Raw genomic sequence first — 24,823 nt, 5'->3', positions numbered from 1 at the left:
TCCATTGTGTTCGTGGGGCGGGTCACATAGGGTGAAGTGAGGTTGATGCCATTTGGACTAATCAATCGGAACGCGCCACTGATCATTCGAATACTCGCACCGTTCAAGGAGCAAAGCCTTGCCAGATCCCAGGAAAACATCATTGCCCAAGCGATCCATCGCGCTGGGCGCGGCGGCGGCCTTCGCCGTCGTTGCACCGTTGGGATTAGCGGTACCGGCCAACGCCGATGCCAATTTCCCATCGCCTAACGGGCAAACTAATACTTCGAGCATTCTTGGCTACGAAGACACGGTCAAAGAATTGCAGAAGATCGAATCGAACTCCCGGTTCGACGTTGATGCGTTCACGCTCCAAGAAGCAGGAACGCAGGTCAGCCAGTCAGAGCAGGGCAGGGATCTGTATGTGGCAACTGCAGGGCACGGCCCGGAGAACGTTTGGCTGCAGGGGCGCATCCACGGCAATGAACCCTATGGAACCGACTCGCTCCTGACGCTGCTCAAGGACCTCGGCGCTAACGGATCGGCGGACTACGAGCTGCTCCGCGACAAGTACACCTTCCATTTCATCCCGATGTATAACCCTGACGGTTCGGAAGGCAACATTCGGCAGACGATCTTGTGGGATCAGGAAGCGAATGCTCCGGAGCTTGATGCCACTGGCAAGCAGCAAAGAATCGACCTGAACCGCGATTGGACGCTGGAAGGTTTCGTGGCCAACGAATCACTGGCCTATTACGAATACTGGACGATGGTGGATCCAGCCTTCGGGGTTGATGTGCATCATCAAGGCCTGAAGAAGGAGTGGGGTACAGGCGATGACGTAACTTTGTCGCTTGGAATCTCGTTGGCGCCAGGCGGCCCGACCCTGCCTGGAATCGAAAATGGTGCTTATGACGTGCTTACTCGCCAGATGCAAGTGCATGTGTATGACGAGCTGTCGAAGTACGGCGCGTTCAACATCGACCGCTATCAGGTGGGCGACGGCATGGAAATCGACATCAAGGGTGGCGTCGTCTCTGCAATGATGCTGGGCTTGAACTACCAAGGGCTCAATGCCGAAGGGCATCGAAACCCGGTGGTCTTCTTTGAGACCAGCGGAAACAGCAGCGACGGAAGCCTGGGGCAGAAGTCCCGCGGCAAGCTGATTCGCCAGAATGTCCTTGCGCTCAAGGAATTGTTGCTCGGAATGGCCTCGGGAGAAGTCCAGCAGGAAGATCCCGAACGCTGGGAAGAAATCCCGCACCAGCCAGTGACGGGCTATCAGACCGATTATGCGGGCCTGATCCAGAAGTGAACTGACTCAACAAAGCTGGGGCTGCGCAATGCGCGGCCCCAGCTCTGTTCCGGCCTTGTTCTCTGCCTGTGCTGACTATTTGGCGTTGAAGTACTCCTTGGCCAGCAGGCCCATGATGATCTTGTCGTGGAATGAGCCATCGTGGAATCCAGCCTGGCGCACCCGGCCCTCTTCGCGGAATCCTGCACGGTTGAACGTGCGCAGCGCGCGCTCGTTGTACGCCCAGGCGTTCAAGCCGATGCGGTTCAAGCCCATCTCGCGGAAGCCGTAATCGATGATCATCTTGGTGGCCATGGTGCCGTAGCCCTGGCCCACATTTGAACCGCCGATCATGATCATCAACTCTGCGGAACGAGCTGGCGCGTTGTAGTCGTACAAAGCGGTGTGCCCGATCAGCGTGTCATCGGGAAGCGTGATGGAAAGTCCCACGCCGTCGGTGGTGCCACGGTTGACGCTGCGCGATTTGAAGAGTTCTGCGGCTTCGGTGATCGGGTGGGGAAGTACCAAGTTGCCCTGCAGGGCCATGAATTCTGGGCTATTCCACCATTGGGTGAGGAATGCAAGATCTTCCTCTTGTAGTTCACGGAGCCGAAGGTGTTCGGAAATCAGCAGGTTGATTCCGTAGTCTTGGGCATTTTCTGTGTTCCATATGTCACTTGCCATGCTTCCAATCTACCGGGTCTAGCCGAGCAGTATCCGGAAAATCGTTGATGGCGAACCTTTCCCGGTGCTGCCGATGATCGTTTTGGCACTGATCGAAGGCGGAATTGGGATGTGCTAGCGCAAGCCGACGCGCCAACGCGCAACAAACCGTGGCACACGTGCCGGACGCCAGCTGATTGGCGGCGGTGCTGGGGGAATGCCAGGAACAACACTGCGGGGCCGCTACCGAAGTAGCGGCCCCGCAGGTAGGCAACGAAGTCGAGCTCTAGCCGAAGAAGGCGAGCGGGAAACGCAGGATGACCGACGCGGCAACGAGTGCCCAGATGACGGCGGTAATGATCCAGCTCCACTCGGCGAAGAACTTCTTCACGCCGGCGCCAGCAGGAATTACGCCGGTAAGCACATTGCGTGCGGTTGTGAACACGAACAACGGAATCGTCATGGCCCACACGACCATGCAGTACGGGCACAGTGCGTTGATTTCATAGAGGGCCTGGGACCAGAACCAGATCACCAAGCCCATCGCCGCGGTGACGCCCAACTGGAAGCACAGCCAGAACCAGCGCTTCAGGTTGGTTGCGCCGGCGAGCAGTGCGAAGCCAATGGCGATAACAACCGCGAAGCAAACGATCCCGAAGAAGGGATTGGGGAATCCGAAGATGCCTGCTTGCTCTGATTTCATCACGGTGCCACAAGATATCCAGGGATTAAGGTCGCAACTGGTGATGTAGTCGGGGTTCTTGTACAGCTCCAAGCGTTCCAAAACCAGAATTCCGGCGGCGAGCCAAGAGATCAATCCGGTAATGACGATGAACAGCCCGAAGCCGCGTTCCTTAGCCCACCAGGGCAACACGCCCGAGCCGTGGCTATTTTCTTGTGATGAAACCATGTTTTGACTATTCCATAAGTTCATAGGAAAGCGGGTTATCCCGCCGCGGGCTTTTTCATCCTAAGAAGCATTTCTGTGCATCTGGTGAGAAGCAATGAACAAGGCGTGAACGAAATATGAGAGAATGGGAATGGTTGTTCGCGGATCCACAGTCTGCTTTCAACCCGACGACAGACTTTTGAAACAACAGATCGACAGGCGATGCATCGCTTCGGTTGAGTGCCCAATATGTGCGCCTCCCGGGGGAATACCGCGGATCGTAGGGCTGCAAAGGAAAGCAGCCGGTTTTCTTAGGCCACGTTGATCCGCAGGATTTGCGCCTGGTTCAGAAATTTGGACCAGCGTCGAACCCGCGGAAAATAGCGAGCTTTTGTGTCCGGCCTACTGGAAGATAAGTAGGCCAAGCGACACGTGATGATTGTAGTTTCAGCAACGGCGCCGTCTGTGGAGGATGCCGGAGCGGGACATAGTAGGAGTACGCGAAATTAAATGAGCGCAGCAAATCAACGAAAGGGCGGAACACAAGGTAATAAGCGGGGCGACCGTTCAACACGAGCCCGCCGTACCAGTGTTTCAACCACACCCGCGCGGCCACTGCGTCGCGCCATGACCTTGGCCGAACTCAATGCCGCAGCCGGTGTCGAAGAAAGCCCATACCGCTGGCGGGCCACCCGCCGCACCCAGATTTCCACCCCTGATTCCACCAAGCGGGCCAGCCGCCAGGCGGAACGCCGGGCCCAGGCAGCACGCAATACCGCGAATGACGAGGCCGTCGAGCTCGCCGCTGCCAAGCAGGAAGACGTCCAGGAGCAGAGCCCTGAAATCGCTGCACCAGCCGAGCAGGAAACTGCCGCGGTTGAGGTTGCCAACGACGTTGACCAGACCGGCATGCTGTTGGCCGAACACGGCAGCACCATGATCTTGAATCCCTTCGCCGTGCCGGAAACCGCCCAGGCAGTCCTGGCTCAGGCCGTCGCGAAGAAGCAGGAACCCGCTCGCCGCGCCGCTGCCGCAGATTCCAATGCAGACGCCGATGCCGATGACGTGACCTCGCGCCGTCGACGCCGCCGTCGCCGTGGAGAAGTGGATCTGGAACTTGAGGGCGGATCGCAGGATGATCCGCCAAACACCGTCACCCGTGTGCGCGCCCCGCGTGGCAGCATCGAAAGCCACAGCTCGGTCAACAACAAGGTCGCTTCGGTGCGCGGTTCCACCCGGCTGGAAGCCAAGCGCCAGCGCCGCCGCGAATCGCGTGAAACCGGTCGCCGCCGCCAGGTGATCACCGAGGCCGAGTTCTTGGCCCGCCGCGAGTCCGTTGAGCGCAAGATGATCGTGCGCCAGCGCGAGGACCGCATCCAGATCGGCGTGCTGGAAGACGGCGTGCTTGCAGAGCACTTCGTTTCCAAGACCCAGCAGGATTCGCTGATCGGCAACGTGTACGTCGGCAAGGTGCAGAATGTGCTGCCATCCATGGAAGCTGCTTTCGTGGATATCGGACGCGGCCGCAACGCCGTGCTGTACGCAGGCGAAGTGAACTGGGACGTAGCTGCGCTCGAAGGCGCGCCACGCCGCATCGAGAACGCCTTGAAGGCCGGCGACTCGGTCCTGGTGCAGGTCACCAAGGACCCGGTAGGCCATAAGGGCGCCCGCCTGACCAGCCAGATTTCCCTGCCCGGCCGCTACCTGGTCTACGTGCCAGGTGGTTCGATGACCGGCATCTCGCGCAAGCTCCCGGATGTGGAGCGCCAGCGCCTGAAGAAGATCCTGAAGGACCACCTGCCGGAAAACGCGGGCGTCATCGTGCGTACCGCCGCCGAAGGGGCTTCCGAGGAAGAGCTGACCAACGATATCAACCGGCTGCGTGCGCAGTGGGAAGGCATCGAAGAGCAGGCCAACTCCACCAAGACCCTGGCTCCAGAACTGCTGTACTCGGAACCTGACCTGACCATCAAGGTGGTCCGCGACGTCTTCAATGAGGACTTCACCAAGCTGATCGTCTCCGGCGACCACGCCTGGGACACCATCGAGGCCTACGTCATGTACGTGGCGCCGGATCTGATGGGCCGCCTGGAGAAGTGGGACGCCGAAGAGGACATCTTCGCCAACTTCCGTGTGGACGAGCAGATCGCCAAGGCGCTGGACCGCAAGGTCTTCCTGCCATCGGGCGGTTCGCTGGTCATCGACCGCACCGAAGCGATGACCGTCATCGACGTGAACACCGGCAAGTTCACTGGCTCGGGCGGCAACCTCGAAGAGACCGTGACCAAGAACAACCTGGAAGCGGCCGAAGAAGTGGTCCGCCAGCTGCGCCTGCGTGACATCGGCGGCATCATTGTCATCGACTTCATCGACATGGTCCTGGAATCCAACCGCGATCTGGTGCTGCGCCGACTGGTGGAGTGCCTGGGCCGCGACCGGACCAAGCACCAGGTTGCCGAAGTGACCTCGCTGGGCCTGGTCCAGATGACGCGCAAGCGCATGGGCACCGGCCTGCTCGAAGTCTTCGGTGAAGAGTGCGAGCACTGTGCTGGTGCTGGCTTCATCACCCACGAGGAACCGGTTGAATCGCGCAAGACCTTCAACTCGCAAGGCGAAGCGCACAGCAAGAAGTTCAATGACAAGCCAAGCCGCAACTCCCGTCGCCGTCGTGGCGGCGAGAAGGACGAGCTGAAGCCAGTTGAGAAGCAGGAGCCGGTAGCAGGGGAGAAGGACGAAGCCACCCGCAACGCCCTGGCCAGCATTGCCGCCGCCTCGCACCTGGATGCCGCTGCTGAAAACGCAGTGAGCATCGAGGGTGAACAGATTCCTGTGACCAAGTCCGCGGTGCCTTCGCAGGACCCCGAGGCTTCGGTTACGCTGGAAGCCCTGGAAGCGGCCTTGCCGGGCAAGGAAGAGTCCAGCGACGAGCAAGACGGCGGCCGCAAGCCGCGCCGCCGTTCACGCTCCCGTGGGCGCAGCCGCAACCAGTCCGAGGAGAGCGCTTCGGGCAACGAGGCTGCACAGGCCAACCAGGAACAGCAAGCTGCTCCTGAACCTGTTGCCGCACCGAAGTCCGAAGAGCAGCCTCGCAAGCGTTCGCGCCGGGCTTCGCGTCCACAGGACGTGGCACAGCAGGACCAGCCGGTACTCACCGGCCTGGCCATGCCTGCTGCCAGCGCTCCTGCGGCCGCTGAGACCAGCAGCGCCGTGGCTCCCGCCCCGGCTGCCGCCACTGCGGCAGCCCCACAGAATTCCACGAAGCCAAAGCGTCGCAGTCGTCGGGCCACCTCGGTCCAGGGCGATGCGACTGCAGAGGTTCTCGTGGCAGAGGTATCCGCCGCTACCGGTTCGGTAGTTCAGATGGATGCCTCCGGTTCGCAGAAAGATAAGCCAGCTGAGCCTTCCGGGCAACCGGTAATGTTCGGTGTGGGTGTTCCAGTACGCGAACTGAAATAGATGAACTTGATCACGCTTCCCTCGCTGGGGCAGTTTCTATTTGCTCCAGCGGTGTGGACTAGCGTAATCTAGTTCATCGGTGCTAAACGCCAAGATCACGGACTTTTGGTCCGCTCGGCGTCAAGGCACAAGCGCATGAGATCCCCGGGATCGCATCCACTTTGTGGGTGTTCGGGTCGATATCTGCGCCGGTAAGACAATAAACGTCGAGTAGAAGTGAGTACCCACGTGGTGTACGCAATTGTCCGCGCAGGCGGCCACCAGGAGAAGGTTTCCGTTGGAGACCTCATCACCGTTGACCGTCTTCAGGCTGCCCCAGGTAGCTCCATCGAGCTTCCAGCTTTGCTGTTGGTAGATGGCGAGAAGGTAACTTCCGCAGCTGCCGATCTGGCTAAGGTCACGGTCACCGCTGAGGTTGTAGAAAACCTTCGCGGCGAGAAGATCGTAATCCAGAAGTACAAGAACAAGACCGGTTACAAGAAGCGCCAGGGCTTCCGTGCCGCTCTGACCAAGGTCAAGGTCACCTCGATCGCCTAATTCAGGCAATCGTAGAATCCATTTTTGTAGCGAAAGAGGCTAAAAGGCATGGCACATAAGAAAGGTGCGAGTTCCACTCGCAACGGTCGCGATTCCAACGCACAGTACCTAGGCGTAAAGCGCTATGGTGGACAGGAAGTCAAGGCAGGCGAAATCATCGTTCGCCAGCGTGGCACCCACTTCCACCCAGGCGCCGGCGTAGGCCGTGGCAAGGATGACACCCTGTTCGCATTGGCTGCTGGCGCAGTCGAGTTCGGCACCCGTCGTGGTCGCCGCGTGGTGAACATTGTGGCTGCTGCCTAATTCAGGCATCAGGCAAATTTTTTAGTACACAAGGGGTGGGCCGATTTCGGTCCGCCCCTTGCGTGCATAGTTAGACTTTTAAGCGAGTATCCCTCGCAACCCCGTACTAGGAGAAGATGGCCCCGTGGCTGCATTCGTTGATCGCGTAACCCTTCATGTCACCGCAGGTAATGGTGGCCACGGTTGTGTGTCCATCAAGCGTGAGAAGTTCAAGCCGCTTGGCGGTCCCGACGGCGGCAACGGCGGCAAGGGCGGGGACATCATCCTGCGCGTTGACCCCCAGGTCACCACGCTGCTGGACTTCCACCACCTGCCGCACCGCAAGGCCGGCAACGGCGAACCGGGCAAGGGCGGGCTGCACCCGGGCAAGAGCGGCGAGGACCTGGTCCTCGGCGTACCGGCCGGCACCGTCATCAAGACCAAGGACGGCGACATCCTCGGCGACCTGGTCAAGCCGGGCGATGAATACATCGCCGCGGTAGGCGGCATGGGAGGCCTGGGCAATGCGTCCATCGCCTCGGATAAGCGCAAGGCCCCGGGCTTCGCATTGCTGGGCATTCCCGGCACCGGCCAGGATATTGTCCTGGAGCTGAAGTCCATGGCGGATATCGCACTGGTGGGCTACCCATCGGCCGGCAAATCCTCGCTGATCGCCGCCGTGTCCGCGGCACGCCCGAAGATCGCCGACTACCCGTTCACCACCCTGGTGCCCAACCTGGGTGTCGTCGAAGCGGGCGAAACCCGCTTCACCGTCGCCGACGTGCCTGGCCTGATTCCTGGAGCCTCCGAAGGCAAGGGACTGGGCCACGAGTTCCTGCGCCACGTTGAGCGCTGTGCCGCCATCGTGCACGTGCTGGACTGCGCCTCGCTGGAAGCGGACCGCGATCCGATCAGCGACCTGGACACCATCGAGGCCGAGCTGGCCAACTACGAGGCGGACTCCACCTTCGCCGGCACCGACGGCACCATCGTGCCGCTGATCGAACGCCCGAAGCTGATCGCGCTGAACAAGGTCGACATGCCAGACGGCGCCGACATGGCCCAATTCGTTCGCCCTGAATTGGAGAAACGCGGCTACCGCGTCTTCGAGATCTCCGCGCTCTCGCGTAATGGATTGCGCGATTTGTCCTTCGCTATGGCTGAATTGGTAGAACAGGCCCGAGCCGAACAGGTTGTTGAAGCCCCAGTAGTCGAGGTGCCTGTGATCCGTCCGCGTACTACCAAGCGGGCCGAATTCACCATCCGCCGCGAGGAGCAGAACTTTGAGCCAATGTGGCGGGTCATCGGTGAAAAGCCGGAACGCTGGATCATGCAGACCGACTTCCGCAACGATGAAGCCGTAGGCTACCTGGCCGACCGCCTGGCCAAGCTGGGAATCGAGAACCAGCTGTTCAAGGCCGGCGCCAAGCCAGGGGACGCGGTAATCATCGGCGCAGAAGACAACGCAGTAGTCTTCGACTGGGAGCCAACCATGGCTGCCGGTGCCGAACTGCTCGGCGGCAGCCGACGCGGTGAAGACATCCGCCTCGAAGATCGCGGCGATCGCAAGACCCGCGAGGAAAAGCGCTCCGAGCACGAAGAGCGCAAGGCGGCCAAGGCCGAGGCCCGCGCCGAGCTGGAAGCCGAACGCAAGGCCGGCATCTGGACCGAATCCGTGGACTCCAAGTACGGGCGGAAGACTGCTGAACCAAAGGCAACCCAGGAGGAAAATTAAAGTATGAGTGAAAGCGCCACCAAGACAATTTCAGCTATTACCTCACCCCACCAGCTGCCGCAAGCCAAGCGGCTAGTGGTCAAGGTAGGATCCAGCTCGCTGACCACGGTTAGCGGCGGGATATCCCACGAGCGGTTGAAGTTCCTGGTGGACACTCTCGCTGAAACCGTGAACAACGGTACCGAGATCATCCTCGTTTCCTCCGGCGCCATCGCCGCCGGCCTGGCCCCGCTCGGGTTGGCCAAGCGTCCCAAGGACCTTGCCACCCAGCAGGCCGCCGCGGCCGTTGGCCAGGGCCTGCTGCTGGCGCAGTACACCAAGCTTTTCGACGAGTACGACCAGCGCGTGGGCCAGGTGCTGCTCACCGCAGACGACCTGATGCGCCGCTCTTCCTACACCAACGCACTGCGCTCCCTGATTCGCCTGCTGAACCTGGGCGTGCTGCCAATCGTGAACGAAAACGACGCGGTAGCCACCCGCGAGATCCGCTTCGGCGACAACGACCGGCTGGCCTCGCTGGTGGCCCACCTGGTCAAGGCCGACGCGCTGCTGCTCTTCTCCGACGTGGACTCGGTCTACGATGCGCACCCGGATGACGGCGGCAGCCGCATCACCACCATCGAGCACCCAGACGAGCTCGAAGCAGTGGACCTGGGCACCCCGGGGGCCGCCGGAGTGGGCACCGGCGGCATGATCACCAAGGTCGATGCCGCGACCCTCAGCTCCTCGGCAGGCATTCCTACCCTGGTGACCAGCACCGACAATGCGGCCAAGGCGCTGCGCGGACAGGATGTGGGTACCTGGTTCGCCGCCCGCAACTCCCGCCGCTCGGCCCGCGACGTCTGGCTGGCCTACCTGGCCTCCATCGAAGGCAAGCTGATCCTGGACGCCGGTGCGGTCAAGGCGATCGCCCGTGGCACCAACTCGCTGCTGGCAGCCGGCATTACCGCCGTCCGCGGAGAATTCGAAGCCGGCGACGCCGTCGAAATCTGCGACGCCGAGGGAGCACCATTCGCTCGTGGGCTGGTGAACTTCAGCTCCCACGAACTACCCGAGATGCTCGGGCACAACACCGCAGATCTGGTTGAAGAACTGGGCGCAGGTTACGACAGGTCAGTAGTGCATGTCGATGATCTGGCTTTGATCGAACCCATTTTCTAGAATGAGGAGCATGAGTATGGACGCCGTAAACACCGAAGAAACGAGCACCGACGTCACCACCTCGGTCCATCAGCTAGCCGATCGTGCACGCCGCGCTTCGAGGATCCTCAAGCGCGCCAACCGCGACTGGAAAGACCGCGCCCTTGCGGCCATGGCTTCGCGCATCGACCAGAACCGTTCGATGATCCTGCGCGCCAACGAAAAGGACCTGGACTCCGGCCGCGCCAATGGCACCTCCGAAGCCCTGCTGGACCGGCTGAAGCTTGATGACAAGCGCATCGACGGCCTGATTTCCGCGCTGCATGAACTCGCTGGCCTGCCCGACCCGGTCGGTCGCGTAGTGCGCGGCGAAACCCTGCCCAACGGCCTGCGCATGCGCCAGGTCAACGTCCCGCTGGGCGTCATCGGCACCATCTACGAAGCACGTCCGAACGTCACGGTGGACATCGCCGGCCTGGCGCTCAAGAGCGGCAACTCGGTGCTGCTGCGAGGCGGCTCGGCCGCGCTGAACTCCAACCAGGCGCTGGTCGCGGTGATCCGCGACGCGCTGGAATCCGTCTCCCTGCCCCGCGACATCGTGATCTCGGTCGACGAATTCGGCCGCGCCGGGGCCGACGCCATGATGGGCGCGCGCGGAAAGATCGACGTGCTCATCCCGCGTGGCGGCCGCGAACTGATCCAGCGCGTGGTCACCACCGCCAAGGTCCCGGTGATCGAAACCGGCGAAGGCAATGTGCACATCTTCCTCGACGCGAGCGCCGAAGAAGAAATGGCCATGGATATCCTGCTCAACGCGAAAACCCACCGCCCCAGCGTATGCAACACCGTCGAGACCCTGCTGGTCCACAAGGATGCCTCCGTGGCCCCGGCAGTGCTGCAGGCCCTAGCCGCAGCCGGCGTGAGATTGCACACGGACGATCGTGCCGCCGCACTGGTTCCGCAGCTGCCGACCATCCCGGCGGGGGAGGAGGACTGGAGCAACGAGTACCTGGACCTGGACATCGCCGTGAAGGTCGTCGATGGCATGGACCAGGCGCTGGAGCACATCCGCGCCTACTCCACCGGGCATACCGAGGCGATTGTCACGTCCTCGCTGGCTGCTTCCGAGCAGTTCGTGGCGGAGATCGACTCGGCCGCGGTGATTGTCAACGCCTCGACCCGCTTCACCGACGGCGGGCAGCTGGGCCTGGGCGCAGAAGTTGGCATCTCAACCCAGAAGATGCACGCTCGCGGCCCGATGGGCCTGGCCGAACTGACCACGACCAAGTGGATCGTCCAGGGCGACGGGCACATTCGCAAATAGTTTCTGACCGCCCTTTTCGGTACGATGTAGAAGAAACGTACCGTTACTTTTCGAGCTACTGATCCAGCCGCCCAGGTTGCTGGCTTAGCGAACTCGTGAAAACGACTGGAGAATTATCTTGAACGCGCTGATTTTGGCTTCGGAAGCCGCTTCCACCGGCATGGATCCTCACACTTTCGCTGTGATCGTCGGTGGTGGCATCTTCGCAGCACTGATGGTCCTGCTGCTGATCACCGTTTCCTACACCAACGTAGGTAACCGCCACGACGCCAAGCCTGAACCAGAGGACACCCACCGCCAGTTCAAGACTCACGTACCACATAGCCACTAGTCTTGGCAGAGCAAAAGCCTCAAGACCGCCCATTGCGCCTCGGCGTGATGGGCGGTACTTTTGACCCCATCCACAATGGCCACTTGGTCGCTGCCAGCGAGGTAGCCGCCGAGTACGACCTGGATGAGGTCGTTTTCGTACCCACCGGCCAGCCATGGCAGAAGGCCGATCGCCAGGTCACCAGCGCCGAGCACCGCTACCTGATGACCGTGATCGCCACTGCGTCGAACCCGCGCTTCACCGTAAGCCGTGTCGACGTCGACCGCGAAGGCGCCACCTACACGCGTGACACCTTGCTCGATCTGCGCGCGCTGCGCCCGGAAGCGGAGCTCTTCTTCATTACCGGTGCCGACGCGATGAGCCAGATCATGAGTTGGCGCGACATCGACCAGGTCTTCGACCTCGCCCATTTCGTGGGCGTGAGCCGTCCTGGTTACGTCATCGCGGACCTGGGTCGCGACAATGTCTCGCAATTGGAAATTCCAGCACTGGCAATTTCCTCCACCGATTGCCGGGAGCGTGTCGCCGCCGATAAGCCGGTTTGGTATCTTGTGCCGGACGGTGTGGTGCAGTACATTGCAAAATATGGGCTGTATACCGAGTCGTAACCTCACATAAGGTGGGGTAGCACGGCATAATCTCTAGGTAAGGGTGACGGTATTTGTCTATGCGGTCGGGAGAAGTTTCAGGATGAGCGATAACTCGCAGCCGGTTTCAAGCAGGCGAGCTCTGCGCGAAAAACGACGTGCCGAGATGGAAGCATTGCTGGCAAACAGCAAGGCCGAACAGGCAGCCAAGGAGCTCGCGTCGAAGAGCGCGGACAAGGCCGAAGGTTCGGCGAAGCCAGTAAAATCTGACGCGACCCCAAAGGCCAAGCCGGCACCCAAGGCAGAGCCAGCAAAACCAGTCTCGGCCAAGCCGCAGTCGGCCAAGCCTGCAGCCAAGGACGCAAGTGCTAAGCCAGAAGCGGCCAAGCCTGCTCAAGCGCCAGCCAAGGCTGCAAGTGCCAAGCCAGAAGCGGCCAAGCCTGCTCAAGCGCCAGCCAAGGCTGCAAGTGCTAAGCCAGAAGCGGCCAAGCCTGCTGACGCGCCAGCCAAGGCTCCAAGCGCAAAGCCTGCTGCCAAGGCTGCTAGCGCACCACTGGCCGAAGAGGCACTGGGTGAACGCGCATCGTTGCGTCGCGCCCGTGACCGCGAGGCGTTGCGCGAGCGTCGTCGCCTGGAAGAAGAAGTCGGCGCGCTGACCACCAACATTCCAACTGTTGCCCCGGCGGAAGAACCTAAGCCGCTTACTCGCCGTCAACTGCGCCTCCAGGCGTTGGCAGATCAGGGCAAAACCGAGCCGAAGGCCGCTGCCGCCAAGAAGCCTGCACCAAAGGAAGACGCCCCGGAGACTACGGTCATGAGCGTCGAGCAGGCCCTGGCCGCCCGCCGCGCCCACGCGCCCAAGACTCCGGTTGATCCAAACCTGCTGGGGGAGGACGACTCCGAGATCGATCTCGAAGTTCTCGCCCACCAGCGTGAAATGGCAGCCCGCGCGGCCATCATTTCCCGCCGTGCCGCGGAACGCGAACGCCTGCGCATACAGAATGCCAACCAGGGCAAGGATGATAAGTCCTCCGATCCTTTCACTGGCGCCATGGGCAACATTCGCGAGGTCGAGGACCGCATCGCCAAGACCGGCGTGCAGGGCCCCAAGACCCAGAGTGTTTCGCTTGACTTCAACGCCGGCGGCAAGCCCAGCTCCAAGAAGGACCTAGCGGCACCCGCAGCCAAGAAGCCAATGGCCAAGCCGGCGCCCAAGCCCGCTGCGAAGGCTCCCGCCCAGCCTGCGGCCAAGCCAGTTGCAAAACCAGCTGCCAAGCCAGCGCCAAAGGCGCCGGCAAATCAGAATGCTAAATCCCACACTGCCCAACCGGCCGCGGACGTCGACATGCCTCGCATCGACGCGGTCAACGCACAGGGCTTGCAGCCACTTGACGTGCAGGCTCACGGCCTTCGCCGCGCCAATAACATGCTGATCGCGATGATTGTCGCCCTCAGCGTGGGCGGTGCCGCATTGATTGCTGGCTTGATCATGTTGCTTGGCAACTAGTTTTCGTAGGACAATTAGGTTCTCGATCTACACCTCTATAAGGAGACACCCCACTCTATGGGAGCACACGCAGAATCAATCGCCCTCGTGAAGGTTGCCGCGCACGCGGCTTCCGAAAAGATGGCAGAAAATATGGTCGCGCTGGACGTTGCCGACCGCTTGGGCGTCACCGACGCTTTCTTGATTGTCTCTGGTGGGTCAGAACCTCAGGTGAACGCAATCGTCGACGAAATCGTCGCTGAGGTGCTCGACGAGTACAGCATGCGCCCGATCCGCCGTGAAGGATTCGGCCAGGGCCGCTGGGTCCTGCTGGACTACGGCGACGTAGTCATCCACGTTCAGCACCAAGAAGACCGCATCTTCTACGCGCTCGAACGCCTATGGGCCGACTGCCCAGTCATCGAGCTGCCTGAGGAACTTTCTGAAAACCAGAAGTAACCCTCAATTTGCATCCTGATCAGGTAGTCATCTATGATTATGGAGTTGCCTGATCAGGGCAGCAATCCTTTTGGGGGTATGGCGCAGTTGGTAGCGCGTCTGCATGGCATGCAGAAGGTCAGGGGTTCGAATCCCCTTACCTCCACAAATTAAAATCCTAAGATCCGGTTAGCCCGGATCTTAGGTTTTTTGTTTTCCACAGGCCGTCTGAACCCACGTATCCAGCCGGTCCATTCAGTGCAAGCTGTATTCATGACCGCCGATACCGCACAAGCGCTTCTGCAGCTCGTTCAAGCCTCCGAGCTCATCGCCTCAGCCACCGCTGTGCTTTCTGCGGGCAATCTTCCCGCCGGCCACGCCGCCTGCTTCGCCCGATTCACCGAGCGCACCGCCCAGCAAATTTCGCGGGCCCAGGTTCACGCAGCGCACGCGCTGCGCAGCTCCGGCGCCCACAAGCTCGACCAAGCTTCATTCCAGGCCATCGGCGAAGCCAGCGAGCACCCGACGCTGCAGAACATCCAGGACGCGGCCGGCCACACCATTACCGGTCGCACCCACTTCAGAAACGCGCGTGGATTGATGCATGACTGGCTGGATATCCCACGTGGCACCGCCAGCGAACGGCTCATCCTTGCTGACTGCCTGCTTGGTGGCGTCGATGAAACAGGGCAACAAACACCCCCGTGGCTGCCGGAACTTGCCACTGAGTTCAACAATCCCACGACCGACCCGCGGTTGCTCATTGCGGCCAGCATGAAACTGCATTCGGCACGCAAGGATCTGGGCGAGGGTGCACCGGCGCTAGCGAAGAAGGCACAGCTTGAACGCGAATCATTGACGTTCATGCATGCCGAGCCCAAGTCAGCTCGAAAACACATCAGCGATATGGTGGCCCAAGTCAAGGCTGGCAAGCGTCCGATCAAGGCACTGCTGGATAGCATCGGCATTTTCAAGAAGGGACTTCGCCAAGGCCTCATCGAGTACGTGGTCAAGGCACTGCCCTCCCAAGCTGCCTACATCGAGGCGTTCTTCGCCACATTGGACAACCCGGCTACGGTGGCGGGCAACCGCGAGGGCCTGAAAGATGCCGAAGCGCAGTTCACCGGTGGACAGGCCAGTGACTGGGACCACGAGCAGTCCATGCCCGACTGGGCTCAGGCCGATGCTGGCGGTGCACAAGTCGATGCCGACGATGCACAAGCGGACACCGCAGCACCCGAGTCCACGCACGCAGGTGATGCAGCTGCCACCGGAACCTTTGATGAGCACGGAAGCCCACCGGAAGATGAAGCGGATCCGGCATCATCCTCCGCTTCGGCCCCGTGGGAAGACCTGAAACCTGAACGCCGACGGCTCGTCGGACTCATGGCCCTGCTGATGAGCGATCGAACCGCAAGCCCACCGCATAGGCAACCAGGACTAGCTACCCCGCAGGTGAGCATCATCCTGAATTACGAGCGGATGCTGGAGCAGGCGACGGACTTCGCGGTTACCACTTCGGGAATTCAGCTATCGCCCGGCGAAGCCAGGGCAGCGCTGTGCCATGCCGGTCTTTATCCGGTGGTGCTGAACGGCAAGAGCCTGCCTCTTGACCTGGGCCGAACGCAACGGCTGTATTCCAAGGCCCAACGCCGTGCAATTCGGGCAGCTTACCGGGGCTGTTCCTATCCCGGCTGCAGCATGCCCTCCGAACGGTGCGAAATTGACCATCTGGACGCCTGGGAAAAGGGTGGACGAACGGATATCAAGTTTGCGGGTTTGAGTTGCCTGATCCACCACACGGCCCGTCATTGCGGATTGTTCCATGCGGTGAAGATCCAGGATTGCAGGCCGATGGTACTGCTTTCACCGGAATTGGACCCCGAGCAAAGATTGCGGATCAATACATACTTCATGACGCCGGCAGAGGCATTGGAAGCCGAAGCGTTGGCTGATGAGACGACAGCAAAATGGCGTGCCGGGGAGCTGGAGGTAGAAATCGTCGACCCATAGGTTCCTGGCGGCAGGAACCAGCATCCGAAAAGCCGGGGAACTTATCAACGCCGAAATGCACGCCGGACTTGCCATACTTGAATGAACGAAGATCATTCAGGAGCAAAATGTCACGTGTTCAACGCCGGGCTGCGAATTCCCGACCATTTTTCGGTACCCAGCAGTCGAAGCATACATCGATGATTGTCCGTTATATTGACGATGGCAACGTCGAATCCGCTCCGGAAGGTACGAGTGCTGCCGAAGCCCTGGCCTTCGGCCAATCCGGGTCCCAGCGCATCGCGCTTTCTTTGTATCCCACCCCGGATGAAGCTGACATTCAAGAGCTCACCGAAGCGTGGGAATTGCACCCGGTGCTCGTCGAAGACCTCGTCCATGCGCGCCAGCGGCCGAAACTCGAACGCTACGGCGAGGTGCTGCTGCTAGTTGTTCGTTCCGCCCTGTATCTCGACGAAACCGAAGAAGTCGAGCTCTCCGAGTTTCACATCCTGGTGCGCAAGGGCGCTGTGGCGGTGCTTTGCCAGGACCACCGGTGGATCGATGGTACCGACGGGGAGGAGTTCGTCGAATCCATCAGGAGCGGCACTCTGCGCAAGGACCAGGTGCTGCTCAAAGACCCGCAGCTGCTCCGCCTGGGTGCCGAGGCCGTGCTGTACCGGATCCTGGATGAGATCGTTGACGGGTACGTACCGGTGCTTCACGGGCTGGGAATCGACAAGGAACAGATCGAGCGGCAAGTCTTCAGCGGCGATGCTGCGGTCACCGAGCGCATCTACCGGTTGAGCCAAGAAGTCATCGACATGCAGCACGCGACCGCGTCGTTGCTGGAAGTCGTGCAATCGCTCGATGCCGGATTCAAGAAGTACCCGGTGCCCGACGAGCTGGAAACCTACCTTCAGGATGTCACCGACCACCTCACTCGGGCGCATACCCAAGCCGTGGAATACCGGGATGCGCTATCGCAGATCTTGAGCGTGAACTCCACCCTCGTGGCACAGCGCCAGAACGAGGACATGAAGAAGATTTCGGGCTGGGCTGCCATCCTATTTGCCCCGACGCTGATCGCAGCGGTTTACGGGATGAACTTCGATAACATGCCAGAACTTCACTGGTCATTCGGCTATCCGGTGGCGGTCTGCCTCATGCTTGGCTTTGCGGCCGCCCTATATGGTGTATTCAAATGGCGTAAGTGGTTCTAGTTGGAAGGCTTCAGGCGAAACGTTGTCGGAGAAGATTGATTTCAAGAAGTCGCTGGAACGGTACCGGTCGAAGGCAGGGGAATTCCGTGTCTTGCAGGTGCCAGCGGCACAGTACCTGATGATCGAGGGAGCCGGCGATCCGAACACCAGCGACTCGTATCAACAAGCCCTGCAGACCCTGTATCCGTTGGCCTACAAGCTCAAATTTGCGAGCAAGGCCCAGGGACGCGACTATGTTGTCCCGCCCTTGGAGGGCCTGTGGTGGGCCGAGGACATGGCAGTCTTTACCGAACGGCGGGATAAGGCAAAATGGCGCTGGACGATGATGCTGATGGTCCCAGCATGGATCAACGAGGACGACTACGCGACGGCTCTGGAAACTGCCCAAGCAAAGAAGCCGTTGCCATGCCCTGGGCGCATCCGGTTCGAGACGCTCGCTGAAGGCCAATGCGTGCAGACGCTGCACATTGGCCCCTACGATGCCGAAGCCGAAATCCTAGCCGCGATGCATCACGAATTCATTCCCGGGCATGGGTTGCGCATGACTGGCAAGCACCACGAAATCTACCTTGGTGACCCACGCAAGGTGGCACCAGAGAAGCTTCGCACGATCCTGCGCCAACCCGTTGAGCCGCTCTAGCAAGAGGAGAAACAGATGGAACTGACACCACAGAGTACCGTTGCCGACGTGCAGCAGGCCCAGGCCGAACTTGAAGACCCCAAGCACCGGGCGGTCAATGAGAAACACGGCGATGACTTCGGAGTGAACCTGGGCAAGCTAAGGGCCCTGGCCAAGGCGTTGAAGAGCAACCAAGAGCTTGCCGACGAGCTCTGGGCTACAGGCGATACCGCGACCCGGCTGGTCGCGCTGCTGATCGCCAAACCGCGCAGCTTTACCCTGGACCAGTTGCTGGCTTGGAGCAAGGATGCCACCACTCCCAAGGTCCAGGCCTGGTTCCTGAGCTACATCGTCAAGAAGTCCAAGCTGCTCGAAGAGCTCCGCTTGGCGCTTATGGTGGATTCCGATCCGGTGCAACGGGCGGCCGCCTGGGAATTGACCGCGCACCAGGTGGCCAAAGCCCCGGAGCACCTGGACTTGGAGCAATTGCTGGACACGATCGAAGCGCGGATGCCTGCTGCTCCGGAGCGCCTGCAGTGGGCGATGAATACGACGCTGGCGCAAATCGGCATCGAGCATGAGCGGCTGCGCCCGCGTGCCCTGGCCATCGGCGAGTCCTTGCAGGTGCTGGCGGATTACCCGACCTCAGCCGGGTGCATTTCCCCATTCGCTCCCATCTGGATTACCGAAATGGCCAAAAGAAAAGCCTAGGTCCAGCAATTGCTGGACCTAGGCTTCCGGGAGCTTATCAGGCGTCCACTGCTTCTGGAATCTTGTCGCGCAACGCGATCTTGGAGATCACCCAGATCACGGCGGTCAGCCCGCCGGTGAGCAGCAGCTGGGTGCGTGCAGAGGGATCGGTCATCGCGATTGCGACAATCGCGGCCAAGACGACGATCGTCGCGATCGACAGGCCCGGGAAACCCCACAGGCGCAGCGGCAGATGCCCGCCATCGCGGTCCGCACGGCGACGCAGAATCAGCTGCGTCACTGCAATGAACGCCCAGATGAAGATGATGGTCGAGCCCACTACGTTCAGCAAGATCGGCATCACCGCCTCGGGCCAGATCCAATTCAGGCCCACAGCCAGGAACGAGAAGGCCACGGAGGCGATCACGGACTTCGATGGCACGCCCTTGCCGGTCACATGGGTGACGGCGCTCGGGGCGAGCTTGCGCTGTCCCAGCGAGTACAGCATGCGCGAGGAACCGTAGATATTCGCATTCATCGCTGAAAGCAAGGCAACCACGACAACGGCGTTCATCAAGAAGCCCACGCCCGGAATGTGCATGACATCCAGTGCTGCCGCAAACGGACCGTCAACGATCGCCGGGTTATTCCAGGGCACCAGGGCGACGATCACCAGGATCGAGCCGAGGTAGAAGAACAAGATGCGCATCATCACGGACTTGACCACGCGCTTGATGTTGCCGGCCGGGTCCTTGGACTCGGCGGCCGCGATCGAGACGACTTCGGTGCCGCCGAAGGAGAAGATCACGATCAGCACTGCGGCGGCAATGCCAGCCATGCCACCGGGGGCGAAGCCGCCATGGGCGGCCAGGTTAGCGAAGCCAACTGGTTCAGGAGTAGGTATCACGTGGGCCAGCACCAAGACGCCGAAGACCAGGAATGCGATGATCGCAGCCACCTTGATCACGGCGAACCAGTACTCGAAACGGCCGTAGTTGCGTACGCCGAGCAGATTCGCCCCGGTGAGGACGACCACGAAGCTGAGCACCCACGCCCACTGGGGGAAAGAGGGAACCCAGGCTGCGGTAATGGCAGCGGCTCCGGTTGCTTCGGCGGCGATCACCACGACCAGCTGGATCCAGTACAGCCAGCCCAGGGTGGACCCGGCGCTGCGGCCCATGGCTTGGCCGGCGAAGGTCGAGAACGCACCCGAAGACGGGTTAGCGGCTACCATCTCGGCAAGCATCGCCATGATCACGATGATCACGGTGCCGGCGATCAGGTAGGAGACCAGCACGGCCGGACCGGCGATGGAGATCGCCTGGCCGGAGCCGACGAACAAGCCCGCACCAATCGCGCCGCCCAGGCCCATCATGGAGATCTGGCGCTGGGTCAGCCCGGTATGCAGCTGCTCGGGGGCTTTGACTGCGCTCACGCGGTGGCCTCCTGAACGGCTGGCAGGGCGGCGAGCACACGGTCGATATCTTCCTCGGTGCCCGAAGAGATCCGCAGTCCGTCACCCGGGAAGGCGCGAACCACCACGCCGCCGGCAGCCAGCTTGGCTTCAAGCTCCACGGTTGCCTCGCCGGCATCCACCCAGACGAAATTCGCCTGCGACTTCACTACCGGGTATCCGGCGGCGGCCAAGCCGTCGTGCATCCGTTCGCGTTGGGCGACGACTTCCTCGATGCGGACCGACAGCTCGTCGATGGCGGCCAGCGAGGCAACCGCAGCGCGCTGGGCCAGGTCGGAGACGCCGAATGGCACGGCGACCTTGCGCAGGTTTTCTGCAACCTCCAGCGGGCTGATCGCGTATCCCACACGCAAGCCAGCCAGTCCGTAGGCCTTGGAGAAGGTGTGCAGCACGGCCACATGCGGGTACTTGCGGAACAGCTCGATGCCATCTGCCCGCACGGCCGAACGGTCGAAGTGCACGTAGGCTTCGTCGACGACCACCAGCACGTTGCGCGGCACCGCGTTGATGAACTCGTCCAGCGCCTGGGCCTGGACGACGGTTCCGGTCGGGTTGTTCGGGTTGCAGATGAAGACCAGCCGGGTCTTCTCGGTGATCGCGGCCAGCATCGCTGGCAGATCGTGGCGGCTATCGGCATCCAGCGGCACCTCGACCGGGGTGGCGCCGGCGATGCGCACCAGCGATGGGTAAGCCTCGAAGGAGCGCCATGCATACATGACCTCATCGCCTTCGGCGGCCATGGCGTGGATGATCTGGGCCGCGACCTCGACCGAGCCCGCCCCCAAGGTGATGTGCTCGGCCGGGATGCCGAACTGCGAGCTGAGGGCACCGGTCAGTTCAGGCGCCGCAATGCTCGGGTAGCGGTGGATGTTCGCCAAGCCGTCCTGGATGCTGGCCAGCACCGAGGGCAAGGGCGCATGCGGTGACTCATTGGATGAGAGTTTCGAGGCTCCAGCGGCTGCGGGCTTGCCCTGCTTGTAAGCGGGCACTTCCTGCAAGGAGGGGCGCTGGTGAAGGGTCATGAGTTTCCTCTCTGACTGCCAGAGCTGCACGAGGTCGGCAATCGTTCTTATGACAAAGCCGTAGTGCGTGGTCAGCGGTGGCCCTGCTCATATCCTCGCGTGTCGCGATTCACAAGCATCGACTGTAGGTTGAATGAATCTGCCGGCGCAATCGCAACCCCTGTTTCTATGCAGGCTGTATAGCGTTCGCCGCCAATCAACCCATTTTACTAGTCAATCTGCGCAGTCTTTTCCACTTCGCCCTCGGCTCTAGCGCACGCGGCAACCAGCGGCAGCGTCCTTCCCTGGAAATGCTCGTGCAAGGCGAAGGACGAAGAGGTCCTTGCCACACCGGGCACCTTGTTGATCCGGTTGAAGATCGCCTGCAGGTCCTCGGGGGTCCGGGCCACCACGCGCAGTTGCAAATCCGAGCTGCCGGTCACGGTGTACATGTCGAGGATTTCCGGGATGGATTCTTCCAGCGCGGTCGCCACCGGATCATGCCCATAGCGCTGGATGATCTCCACCTGGCAGAACGCGACCAGCGTGTATCCGAAACCCGCAGGCTTGATCCGCGGGATGATTCCTTGGATGACACCGGCCTCGTGGAGCCGGGCCAGCCGGCTGCTGATCGTGCCGCGGGCAACACCCAGGCGACGGGCGCACTCCATCACCGGCAGCATCGGTGATTCGGTGAGCAGTTCGATCAAATCCGCGTCCAGGCGGTCAATGCGCACGGTCGTCCTTTCGACGAGTCGGTCCTATGCTCCAAGGCTAGCGGTGAATACTGGGCGCACTCGATGAAAATGGCCCAACTGTTAGCCGCGCCACAGGCTAGGCTGGTGCCACTCGGAACCTCAAGGAGTACACGCATGGGCAAGGCTCGTCTTCAATCTGTAGCTGGTTTGCACGTTCTCGTCACCGGGGCGGCGCAGGGGATGGGCTTGCTGTTCGCCAAGCAAGCCTGCATCGAAGGTGCCGCGCGGGTGGTCATCTGGGATATCGACGCAGTGAAACTCGATGCGGCCGCTGAAAAGTTGCGCAGGCTGGGCGGCCATGTCGACGCCTATGTGGTGGACCTTGCCGATCAGGGGCAAATCCAGCGCTACGCAGCCATCGCGGTTGAGAGCGGGGGAGTCGACGTGCTGGTCAACAACGCCGGGGTGGTCACCGGCGCCTCCTTCGAGAAGCACCGCACGGCGCAGATCACCGCGACCATGCAGGTCAATGCGCTGGCCCCGATGTACTTGACCCACGCCCTGCTTCCGCAGCTGGGGCGTCGGGGCAAGGGCCGGGTGCTGACCATGGCCTCGGCGGCGGCGCTGGTGTCCAACCCGAATATGAGCGTCTACGCGGCGTCCAAGGCCGCGGCCCTGTCCTTCAGCGATTCGCTGCGGCTGGAGCTGGAGGACAACGACCAGATCGCCGTGAGCACCATTTGCCCGACGTATATCAGCACCGGCATGTTCGCAGGCGCCAAGTCGATGCTGCTGACCCCGATCCTGGAGCCGGAAGTCGTGGTGGACCGCGCGTGGCGGGCTATGCTCGCAGGCACACCGCTGGTGCTGATGCCGTGGACCAGCAAGCTGGGCCAGCTGCTGCGCGGCGTGCTGCCGCGACCGGCCTGGGATTTCGTGGCCGGCAAGGTCATCGGCGTGTACCACTCGATGGACGAGTTCACCGGGCGAACGGCGCGGGACGAGCAGGTGAATCGGGGCTGAAAGTTCGCTGACCCATCTGTCGCTGGACGGCCCTCCGGGGTAGCTTTGGAGCATCGCCCAACTAGGAGGACCGTCATGCAAAAGCTCACCGTCAATCTATGGATGCAAGGCACTGCCGAGGAAGCGGGGGAGTTCTATGCCCGCGCCTTGCCGGAGGCAAGAACCGAAGTCGAATCGCGCTATCCCACCGAGGGCCTGCTCGAATTCCAGGAACCCTTCGCCGGCAAGGCGCTGACCGTTTCGCTGTGGGTGCGCGGAACCAAGATCACGCTGATCAACGCGGGCCAGGAATTCATGCCCAATCCGGCGATCTCGATCATCCTGGCCTTCAACGCCGACCAGCGCGAGTCCCTCGATGCCACCTGGGCCGCGCTGCTGGAAGGCGGCACCGCGCTGATGCCGCTGGACACCTACCCGTTCAGCGCGCGCTACGGCTGGGTGAACGACAAGTACGGCGTCTCCTGGCAGCTGATGGAATCCGACGAGCCCGTTGAACCGCGCGCTTCGGTGATTCCCGCGCTGATGTTCGGCGGTGCGGCCCAGAACCGCGCGGTCGAGGCCATCGAGTACTACGGCCAGGTGCTCGGCGCAAAACTGGACAGCGCCTTCCCGTACGGGGAGCCGACCGAAGTGGCTACCGCCGAAGCGCTGATGTACGCCCAATTCACCCTCGGCGAGGATTGCGTTGCGGCCATGGATTCGGCCGTGCCGCAGGATTTCACCTTCACCCCCGGCGTCTCGCTGGAGTGGCCATGCGACGGCCAGGCGGAGATAGACCGCGTCTGGGAGGCGCTGTCCGCGGTGCCTGAAGCCGAAGCCTGCGGCTGGCTGACCGACAAATTCGGGGTCAGCTGGCAGATCGTGCCCTCGAACATGGGCGAGCTGATGGAGCGTCCCGGTGCTTTCGAGCATATGCTGAAGATGAAGAAACTGGTGATCAACGACTTCTAGCGGGGAAATGATGCATAGCGCTGTACGGCGGGCGGTAGTGGCAGGAGCCGGCGGGTTCATCGGCGAACGGCTGCTCGCGCAGCTGCGCGGGGCCGGATACCAGGTGGCGGTAATCGGCCGCGGCCGTACCGCGGATGCGCAGTGGGGCGATGGCCCGGCCCTGGCGGCACTCGTCGATGGTGCACAGCTGCTGGTCAATCTGGCCGGGAAGAATGTCGGCTGCCGCTATCACGAAGCGGCCCGCAACGAGATCCTCGCCTCGCGCGTGGACACGACCCGCGCGCTGCACGAAGCGGTGTCCCGGGCGGCTGATACGCCGGCGCTGTGGCTGAATGCATCCACCGCGACCATCTACCGGCACAGCATGGATGCGCCGAACACCGAGGCCGATGGCCGGATCGGCGAAGGGTTTTCGGTGGATGTGGCGCGCAGCTGGGAACGCGAGTTCTTCCGCGGCGAGATGCCCACGCGCCGTGTCGCCCTGCGCATGGCGATCGTGCTCGGGGACGGCCCGGCCACGCGCAAGCTGCTTGCCATCGCGCGGCTCGGAATGGGCGGGGCGCAGCACGATAGCTGGTGGCCAGCGCATCGGCGCTACCGCGGCATCGGCGCAGACCCGAGCGGAGCCGAACGCAGCGGCTGGCACCGCACGCGCGGGAACCAGCGCTTCAGCTGGATCCACGTGGATGATGCGATCGGCGCGATCGGGCATATCATCGATCACCCCGAAATCACCGGCCCGGTCAACCTCAGCTCGCCGAACCCGGTCACCAACCGGGCGCTGATGGCCTCGCTGCGCCGCGCCACCGGCGCGAAATTCGGGTTGCCCGCGTATCGTTGGATGTTGGAACCAGCCATGTTCGTGCTGCGCGTGGAACCGGAAATGCTGCTCAAGTCCCGCTGGGCGCTGCCCGGGGTGCTGCATGGAACCGGGTACGAGTTCCGCTGGCCGCACCTGGATGCGGCGCTGGATGATGTTGCCGGGAACCTGGCTGGAAAACAAGTACTTTAAGG

At 61.8% G+C, this 24,823-nt stretch carries 23 protein-coding genes and 1 tRNA gene; 19 read left to right on the top strand and 5 right to left on the bottom strand.

Annotated elements, in window-relative coordinates; translation table 11 throughout:
• The first annotated feature begins 142 nt into the window (after window positions 1-142).
• A complete protein-coding gene (locus ACRDT3_RS00505; RefSeq protein ID WP_431491089.1) occupies window positions 143-1,294 on the top strand; it encodes a M14 family zinc carboxypeptidase in 1,152 nt (383 codons plus the stop codon).
• Window positions 1,295-1,369: 75 nt separating this feature from the next.
• Here the strand turns inward: ACRDT3_RS00505 and ACRDT3_RS00500 are convergent, their stop codons facing one another.
• Window positions 1,370-1,957, bottom strand: coding sequence for a GNAT family N-acetyltransferase (locus tag ACRDT3_RS00500; protein WP_332489126.1), 588 nt, complete (start codon window positions 1,955-1,957; stop codon window positions 1,370-1,372).
• 265 nt (window positions 1,958-2,222) lie between these two features.
• Window positions 2,223-2,846 carry a vitamin K epoxide reductase family protein gene (locus tag ACRDT3_RS00495; RefSeq protein ID WP_431491088.1) on the bottom strand — a complete coding sequence of 208 codons (624 nt, stop codon included), beginning with the start codon at window positions 2,844-2,846 and terminating at the stop codon, window positions 2,223-2,225.
• Between the two features lie 606 nt (window positions 2,847-3,452).
• On the opposite strand from ACRDT3_RS00495, the gene ACRDT3_RS00490 reads away from it, so the two are divergent.
• From ACRDT3_RS00490 to ACRDT3_RS00420, 15 genes are all read left to right on the top strand, one after another.
• The gene (locus tag ACRDT3_RS00490) at window positions 3,453-6,281 is read left to right on the top strand and encodes an Rne/Rng family ribonuclease (protein WP_431491377.1); all 2,829 of its coding nucleotides are present in this window, start codon (window positions 3,453-3,455) and stop codon (window positions 6,279-6,281) included.
• Window positions 6,282-6,509: 228 nt separating this feature from the next.
• Window positions 6,510-6,818 carry a 50S ribosomal protein L21 gene (gene rplU / locus ACRDT3_RS00485; protein ID WP_013349163.1) on the top strand — a complete coding sequence of 103 codons (309 nt, stop codon included), beginning with the start codon at window positions 6,510-6,512 and terminating at the stop codon, window positions 6,816-6,818.
• Between the two features lie 48 nt (window positions 6,819-6,866).
• Window positions 6,867-7,121 carry a 50S ribosomal protein L27 gene (gene rpmA, locus ACRDT3_RS00480; RefSeq protein WP_013349162.1) on the top strand — a complete coding sequence of 85 codons (255 nt, stop codon included), beginning with the start codon at window positions 6,867-6,869 and terminating at the stop codon, window positions 7,119-7,121.
• Window positions 7,122-7,245: 124 nt separating this feature from the next.
• Window positions 7,246-8,835 (top strand): GTPase ObgE, encoded by a 1,590-nt coding sequence (obgE, locus tag ACRDT3_RS00475; RefSeq protein ID WP_431491087.1) that lies wholly within the window; start codon window positions 7,246-7,248, stop codon window positions 8,833-8,835.
• 3 nt (window positions 8,836-8,838) lie between these two features.
• Window positions 8,839-9,996, top strand: a complete 1,158-nt coding sequence (proB, locus tag ACRDT3_RS00470; RefSeq protein WP_431491086.1) for a glutamate 5-kinase — start codon at window positions 8,839-8,841, stop codon at window positions 9,994-9,996.
• 16 nt (window positions 9,997-10,012) lie between these two features.
• Window positions 10,013-11,299 carry a glutamate-5-semialdehyde dehydrogenase gene (locus tag ACRDT3_RS00465; protein WP_431491085.1) on the top strand — a complete coding sequence of 429 codons (1,287 nt, stop codon included), beginning with the start codon at window positions 10,013-10,015 and terminating at the stop codon, window positions 11,297-11,299.
• 118 nt (window positions 11,300-11,417) lie between these two features.
• Window positions 11,418-11,630: a hypothetical protein gene (locus tag ACRDT3_RS00460; protein WP_431491084.1), complete on the top strand. Its 213-nt coding sequence runs from the start codon at window positions 11,418-11,420 to the stop codon at window positions 11,628-11,630.
• 2 nt (window positions 11,631-11,632) lie between these two features.
• Entirely contained in the window at window positions 11,633-12,238 is a 606-nt protein-coding gene (nadD, locus tag ACRDT3_RS00455; RefSeq protein ID WP_431491083.1) for a nicotinate-nucleotide adenylyltransferase, read from the top strand.
• An 82-nt stretch (window positions 12,239-12,320) separates the two neighbouring features.
• On the top strand, window positions 12,321-13,724 hold the full coding sequence (locus tag ACRDT3_RS00450; RefSeq protein WP_431491082.1) for a hypothetical protein: 1,404 nt from the start codon (window positions 12,321-12,323) through the stop codon (window positions 13,722-13,724).
• A 57-nt stretch (window positions 13,725-13,781) separates the two neighbouring features.
• On the top strand, window positions 13,782-14,162 hold the full coding sequence (gene rsfS, locus ACRDT3_RS00445; protein ID WP_431491081.1) for a ribosome silencing factor: 381 nt from the start codon (window positions 13,782-13,784) through the stop codon (window positions 14,160-14,162).
• A 72-nt stretch (window positions 14,163-14,234) separates the two neighbouring features.
• Window positions 14,235-14,307: transfer RNA gene (locus ACRDT3_RS00440), tRNA-Ala, on the top strand.
• Between the two features lie 107 nt (window positions 14,308-14,414).
• Window positions 14,415-16,154, top strand: coding sequence for an HNH endonuclease signature motif containing protein (locus ACRDT3_RS00435; protein WP_431491080.1), 1,740 nt, complete (start codon window positions 14,415-14,417; stop codon window positions 16,152-16,154).
• Between the two features lie 179 nt (window positions 16,155-16,333).
• A complete protein-coding gene (locus tag ACRDT3_RS00430; protein WP_431491079.1) occupies window positions 16,334-17,353 on the top strand; it encodes a magnesium and cobalt transport protein CorA in 1,020 nt (339 codons plus the stop codon).
• 22 nt (window positions 17,354-17,375) lie between these two features.
• On the top strand, window positions 17,376-17,993 hold the full coding sequence (locus ACRDT3_RS00425) for a GyrI-like domain-containing protein (RefSeq protein ID WP_431491078.1): 618 nt from the start codon (window positions 17,376-17,378) through the stop codon (window positions 17,991-17,993).
• A gap of 15 nt (window positions 17,994-18,008) precedes the next feature.
• Entirely contained in the window at window positions 18,009-18,683 is a 675-nt protein-coding gene (locus tag ACRDT3_RS00420) for a DNA alkylation repair protein (protein WP_431491077.1), read from the top strand.
• Between the two features lie 37 nt (window positions 18,684-18,720).
• Here ACRDT3_RS00420 and ACRDT3_RS00415 read toward each other — a convergent pair whose 3' ends face one another.
• The 3 genes from ACRDT3_RS00415 to ACRDT3_RS00405 form a co-directional block, all read right to left on the bottom strand.
• Window positions 18,721-20,097 (bottom strand): amino acid permease, encoded by a 1,377-nt coding sequence (locus ACRDT3_RS00415; RefSeq protein ID WP_431491076.1) that lies wholly within the window; start codon window positions 20,095-20,097, stop codon window positions 18,721-18,723.
• The gene (gene hisC, locus ACRDT3_RS00410) at window positions 20,094-21,158 is read right to left on the bottom strand and encodes a histidinol-phosphate transaminase (RefSeq protein ID WP_431491075.1); all 1,065 of its coding nucleotides are present in this window, start codon (window positions 21,156-21,158) and stop codon (window positions 20,094-20,096) included. The genes ACRDT3_RS00415 and hisC overlap by 4 nt, the downstream gene beginning before the upstream one ends.
• Window positions 21,159-21,367: 209 nt before the next feature.
• Window positions 21,368-21,874: an Lrp/AsnC family transcriptional regulator gene (locus ACRDT3_RS00405; protein WP_431491074.1), complete on the bottom strand. Its 507-nt coding sequence runs from the start codon at window positions 21,872-21,874 to the stop codon at window positions 21,368-21,370.
• Between the two features lie 135 nt (window positions 21,875-22,009).
• Between ACRDT3_RS00405 and ACRDT3_RS00400 the strand changes: the two genes are divergently transcribed.
• The 3 genes from ACRDT3_RS00400 (at window position 22,010) to ACRDT3_RS00390 (ending at window position 24,821) form a co-directional block, all read left to right on the top strand.
• On the top strand, window positions 22,010-22,858 hold the full coding sequence (locus ACRDT3_RS00400; RefSeq protein ID WP_431491073.1) for an SDR family NAD(P)-dependent oxidoreductase: 849 nt from the start codon (window positions 22,010-22,012) through the stop codon (window positions 22,856-22,858).
• Between the two features lie 75 nt (window positions 22,859-22,933).
• Entirely contained in the window at window positions 22,934-23,809 is an 876-nt protein-coding gene (locus ACRDT3_RS00395) for a VOC family protein (RefSeq protein WP_431491072.1), read from the top strand.
• A 7-nt stretch (window positions 23,810-23,816) separates the two neighbouring features.
• Window positions 23,817-24,821: an epimerase gene (locus ACRDT3_RS00390; RefSeq protein ID WP_431491071.1), complete on the top strand. Its 1,005-nt coding sequence runs from the start codon at window positions 23,817-23,819 to the stop codon at window positions 24,819-24,821.
• Window positions 24,822-24,823: the final 2 nt, after the last annotated feature.

This window comes from Glutamicibacter sp., from assembly GCF_050701915.1.
GTDB lineage: Bacteria > Actinomycetota > Actinomycetes > Actinomycetales > Micrococcaceae > Glutamicibacter.
Note: the sequence above shows the minus strand (reverse complement) of the source record. Positions and strands in the feature narration are given on the sequence as shown.

Excerpts from the sequence above, each read along its gene's own strand:
- ACRDT3_RS00500 (WP_332489126.1), bottom strand. The coding sequence starts at position 1,957 with ATGGCAAGTGACATATGGAACACAGAAAATGCCCAAGACTACGGAATC.
- ACRDT3_RS00495 (WP_431491088.1), bottom strand. The coding sequence starts at position 2,846 with ATGGTTTCATCACAAGAAAATAGCCACGGCTCGGGCGTGTTGCCCTGG.
- ACRDT3_RS00490 (WP_431491377.1), top strand. The coding sequence starts at position 3,453 with ATGACCTTGGCCGAACTCAATGCCGCAGCCGGTGTCGAAGAAAGCCCA.
- rpmA (WP_013349162.1), top strand. The coding sequence starts at position 6,867 with ATGGCACATAAGAAAGGTGCGAGTTCCACTCGCAACGGTCGCGATTCC.
- proB (WP_431491086.1), top strand. The coding sequence starts at position 8,839 with ATGAGTGAAAGCGCCACCAAGACAATTTCAGCTATTACCTCACCCCAC.
- ACRDT3_RS00465 (WP_431491085.1), top strand. The coding sequence starts at position 10,013 with ATGGACGCCGTAAACACCGAAGAAACGAGCACCGACGTCACCACCTCG.
- ACRDT3_RS00450 (WP_431491082.1), top strand. The coding sequence starts at position 12,321 with ATGAGCGATAACTCGCAGCCGGTTTCAAGCAGGCGAGCTCTGCGCGAA.
- rsfS (WP_431491081.1), top strand. The coding sequence starts at position 13,782 with ATGGGAGCACACGCAGAATCAATCGCCCTCGTGAAGGTTGCCGCGCAC.
- ACRDT3_RS00435 (WP_431491080.1), top strand. The coding sequence starts at position 14,415 with ATGACCGCCGATACCGCACAAGCGCTTCTGCAGCTCGTTCAAGCCTCC.
- ACRDT3_RS00430 (WP_431491079.1), top strand. The coding sequence starts at position 16,334 with ATGATTGTCCGTTATATTGACGATGGCAACGTCGAATCCGCTCCGGAA.
- ACRDT3_RS00420 (WP_431491077.1), top strand. The coding sequence starts at position 18,009 with ATGGAACTGACACCACAGAGTACCGTTGCCGACGTGCAGCAGGCCCAG.
- hisC (WP_431491075.1), bottom strand. The coding sequence starts at position 21,158 with ATGACCCTTCACCAGCGCCCCTCCTTGCAGGAAGTGCCCGCTTACAAG.
- ACRDT3_RS00400 (WP_431491073.1), top strand. The coding sequence starts at position 22,010 with ATGGGCAAGGCTCGTCTTCAATCTGTAGCTGGTTTGCACGTTCTCGTC.
- ACRDT3_RS00395 (WP_431491072.1), top strand. The coding sequence starts at position 22,934 with ATGCAAAAGCTCACCGTCAATCTATGGATGCAAGGCACTGCCGAGGAA.
- ACRDT3_RS00390 (WP_431491071.1), top strand. The coding sequence starts at position 23,817 with ATGATGCATAGCGCTGTACGGCGGGCGGTAGTGGCAGGAGCCGGCGGG.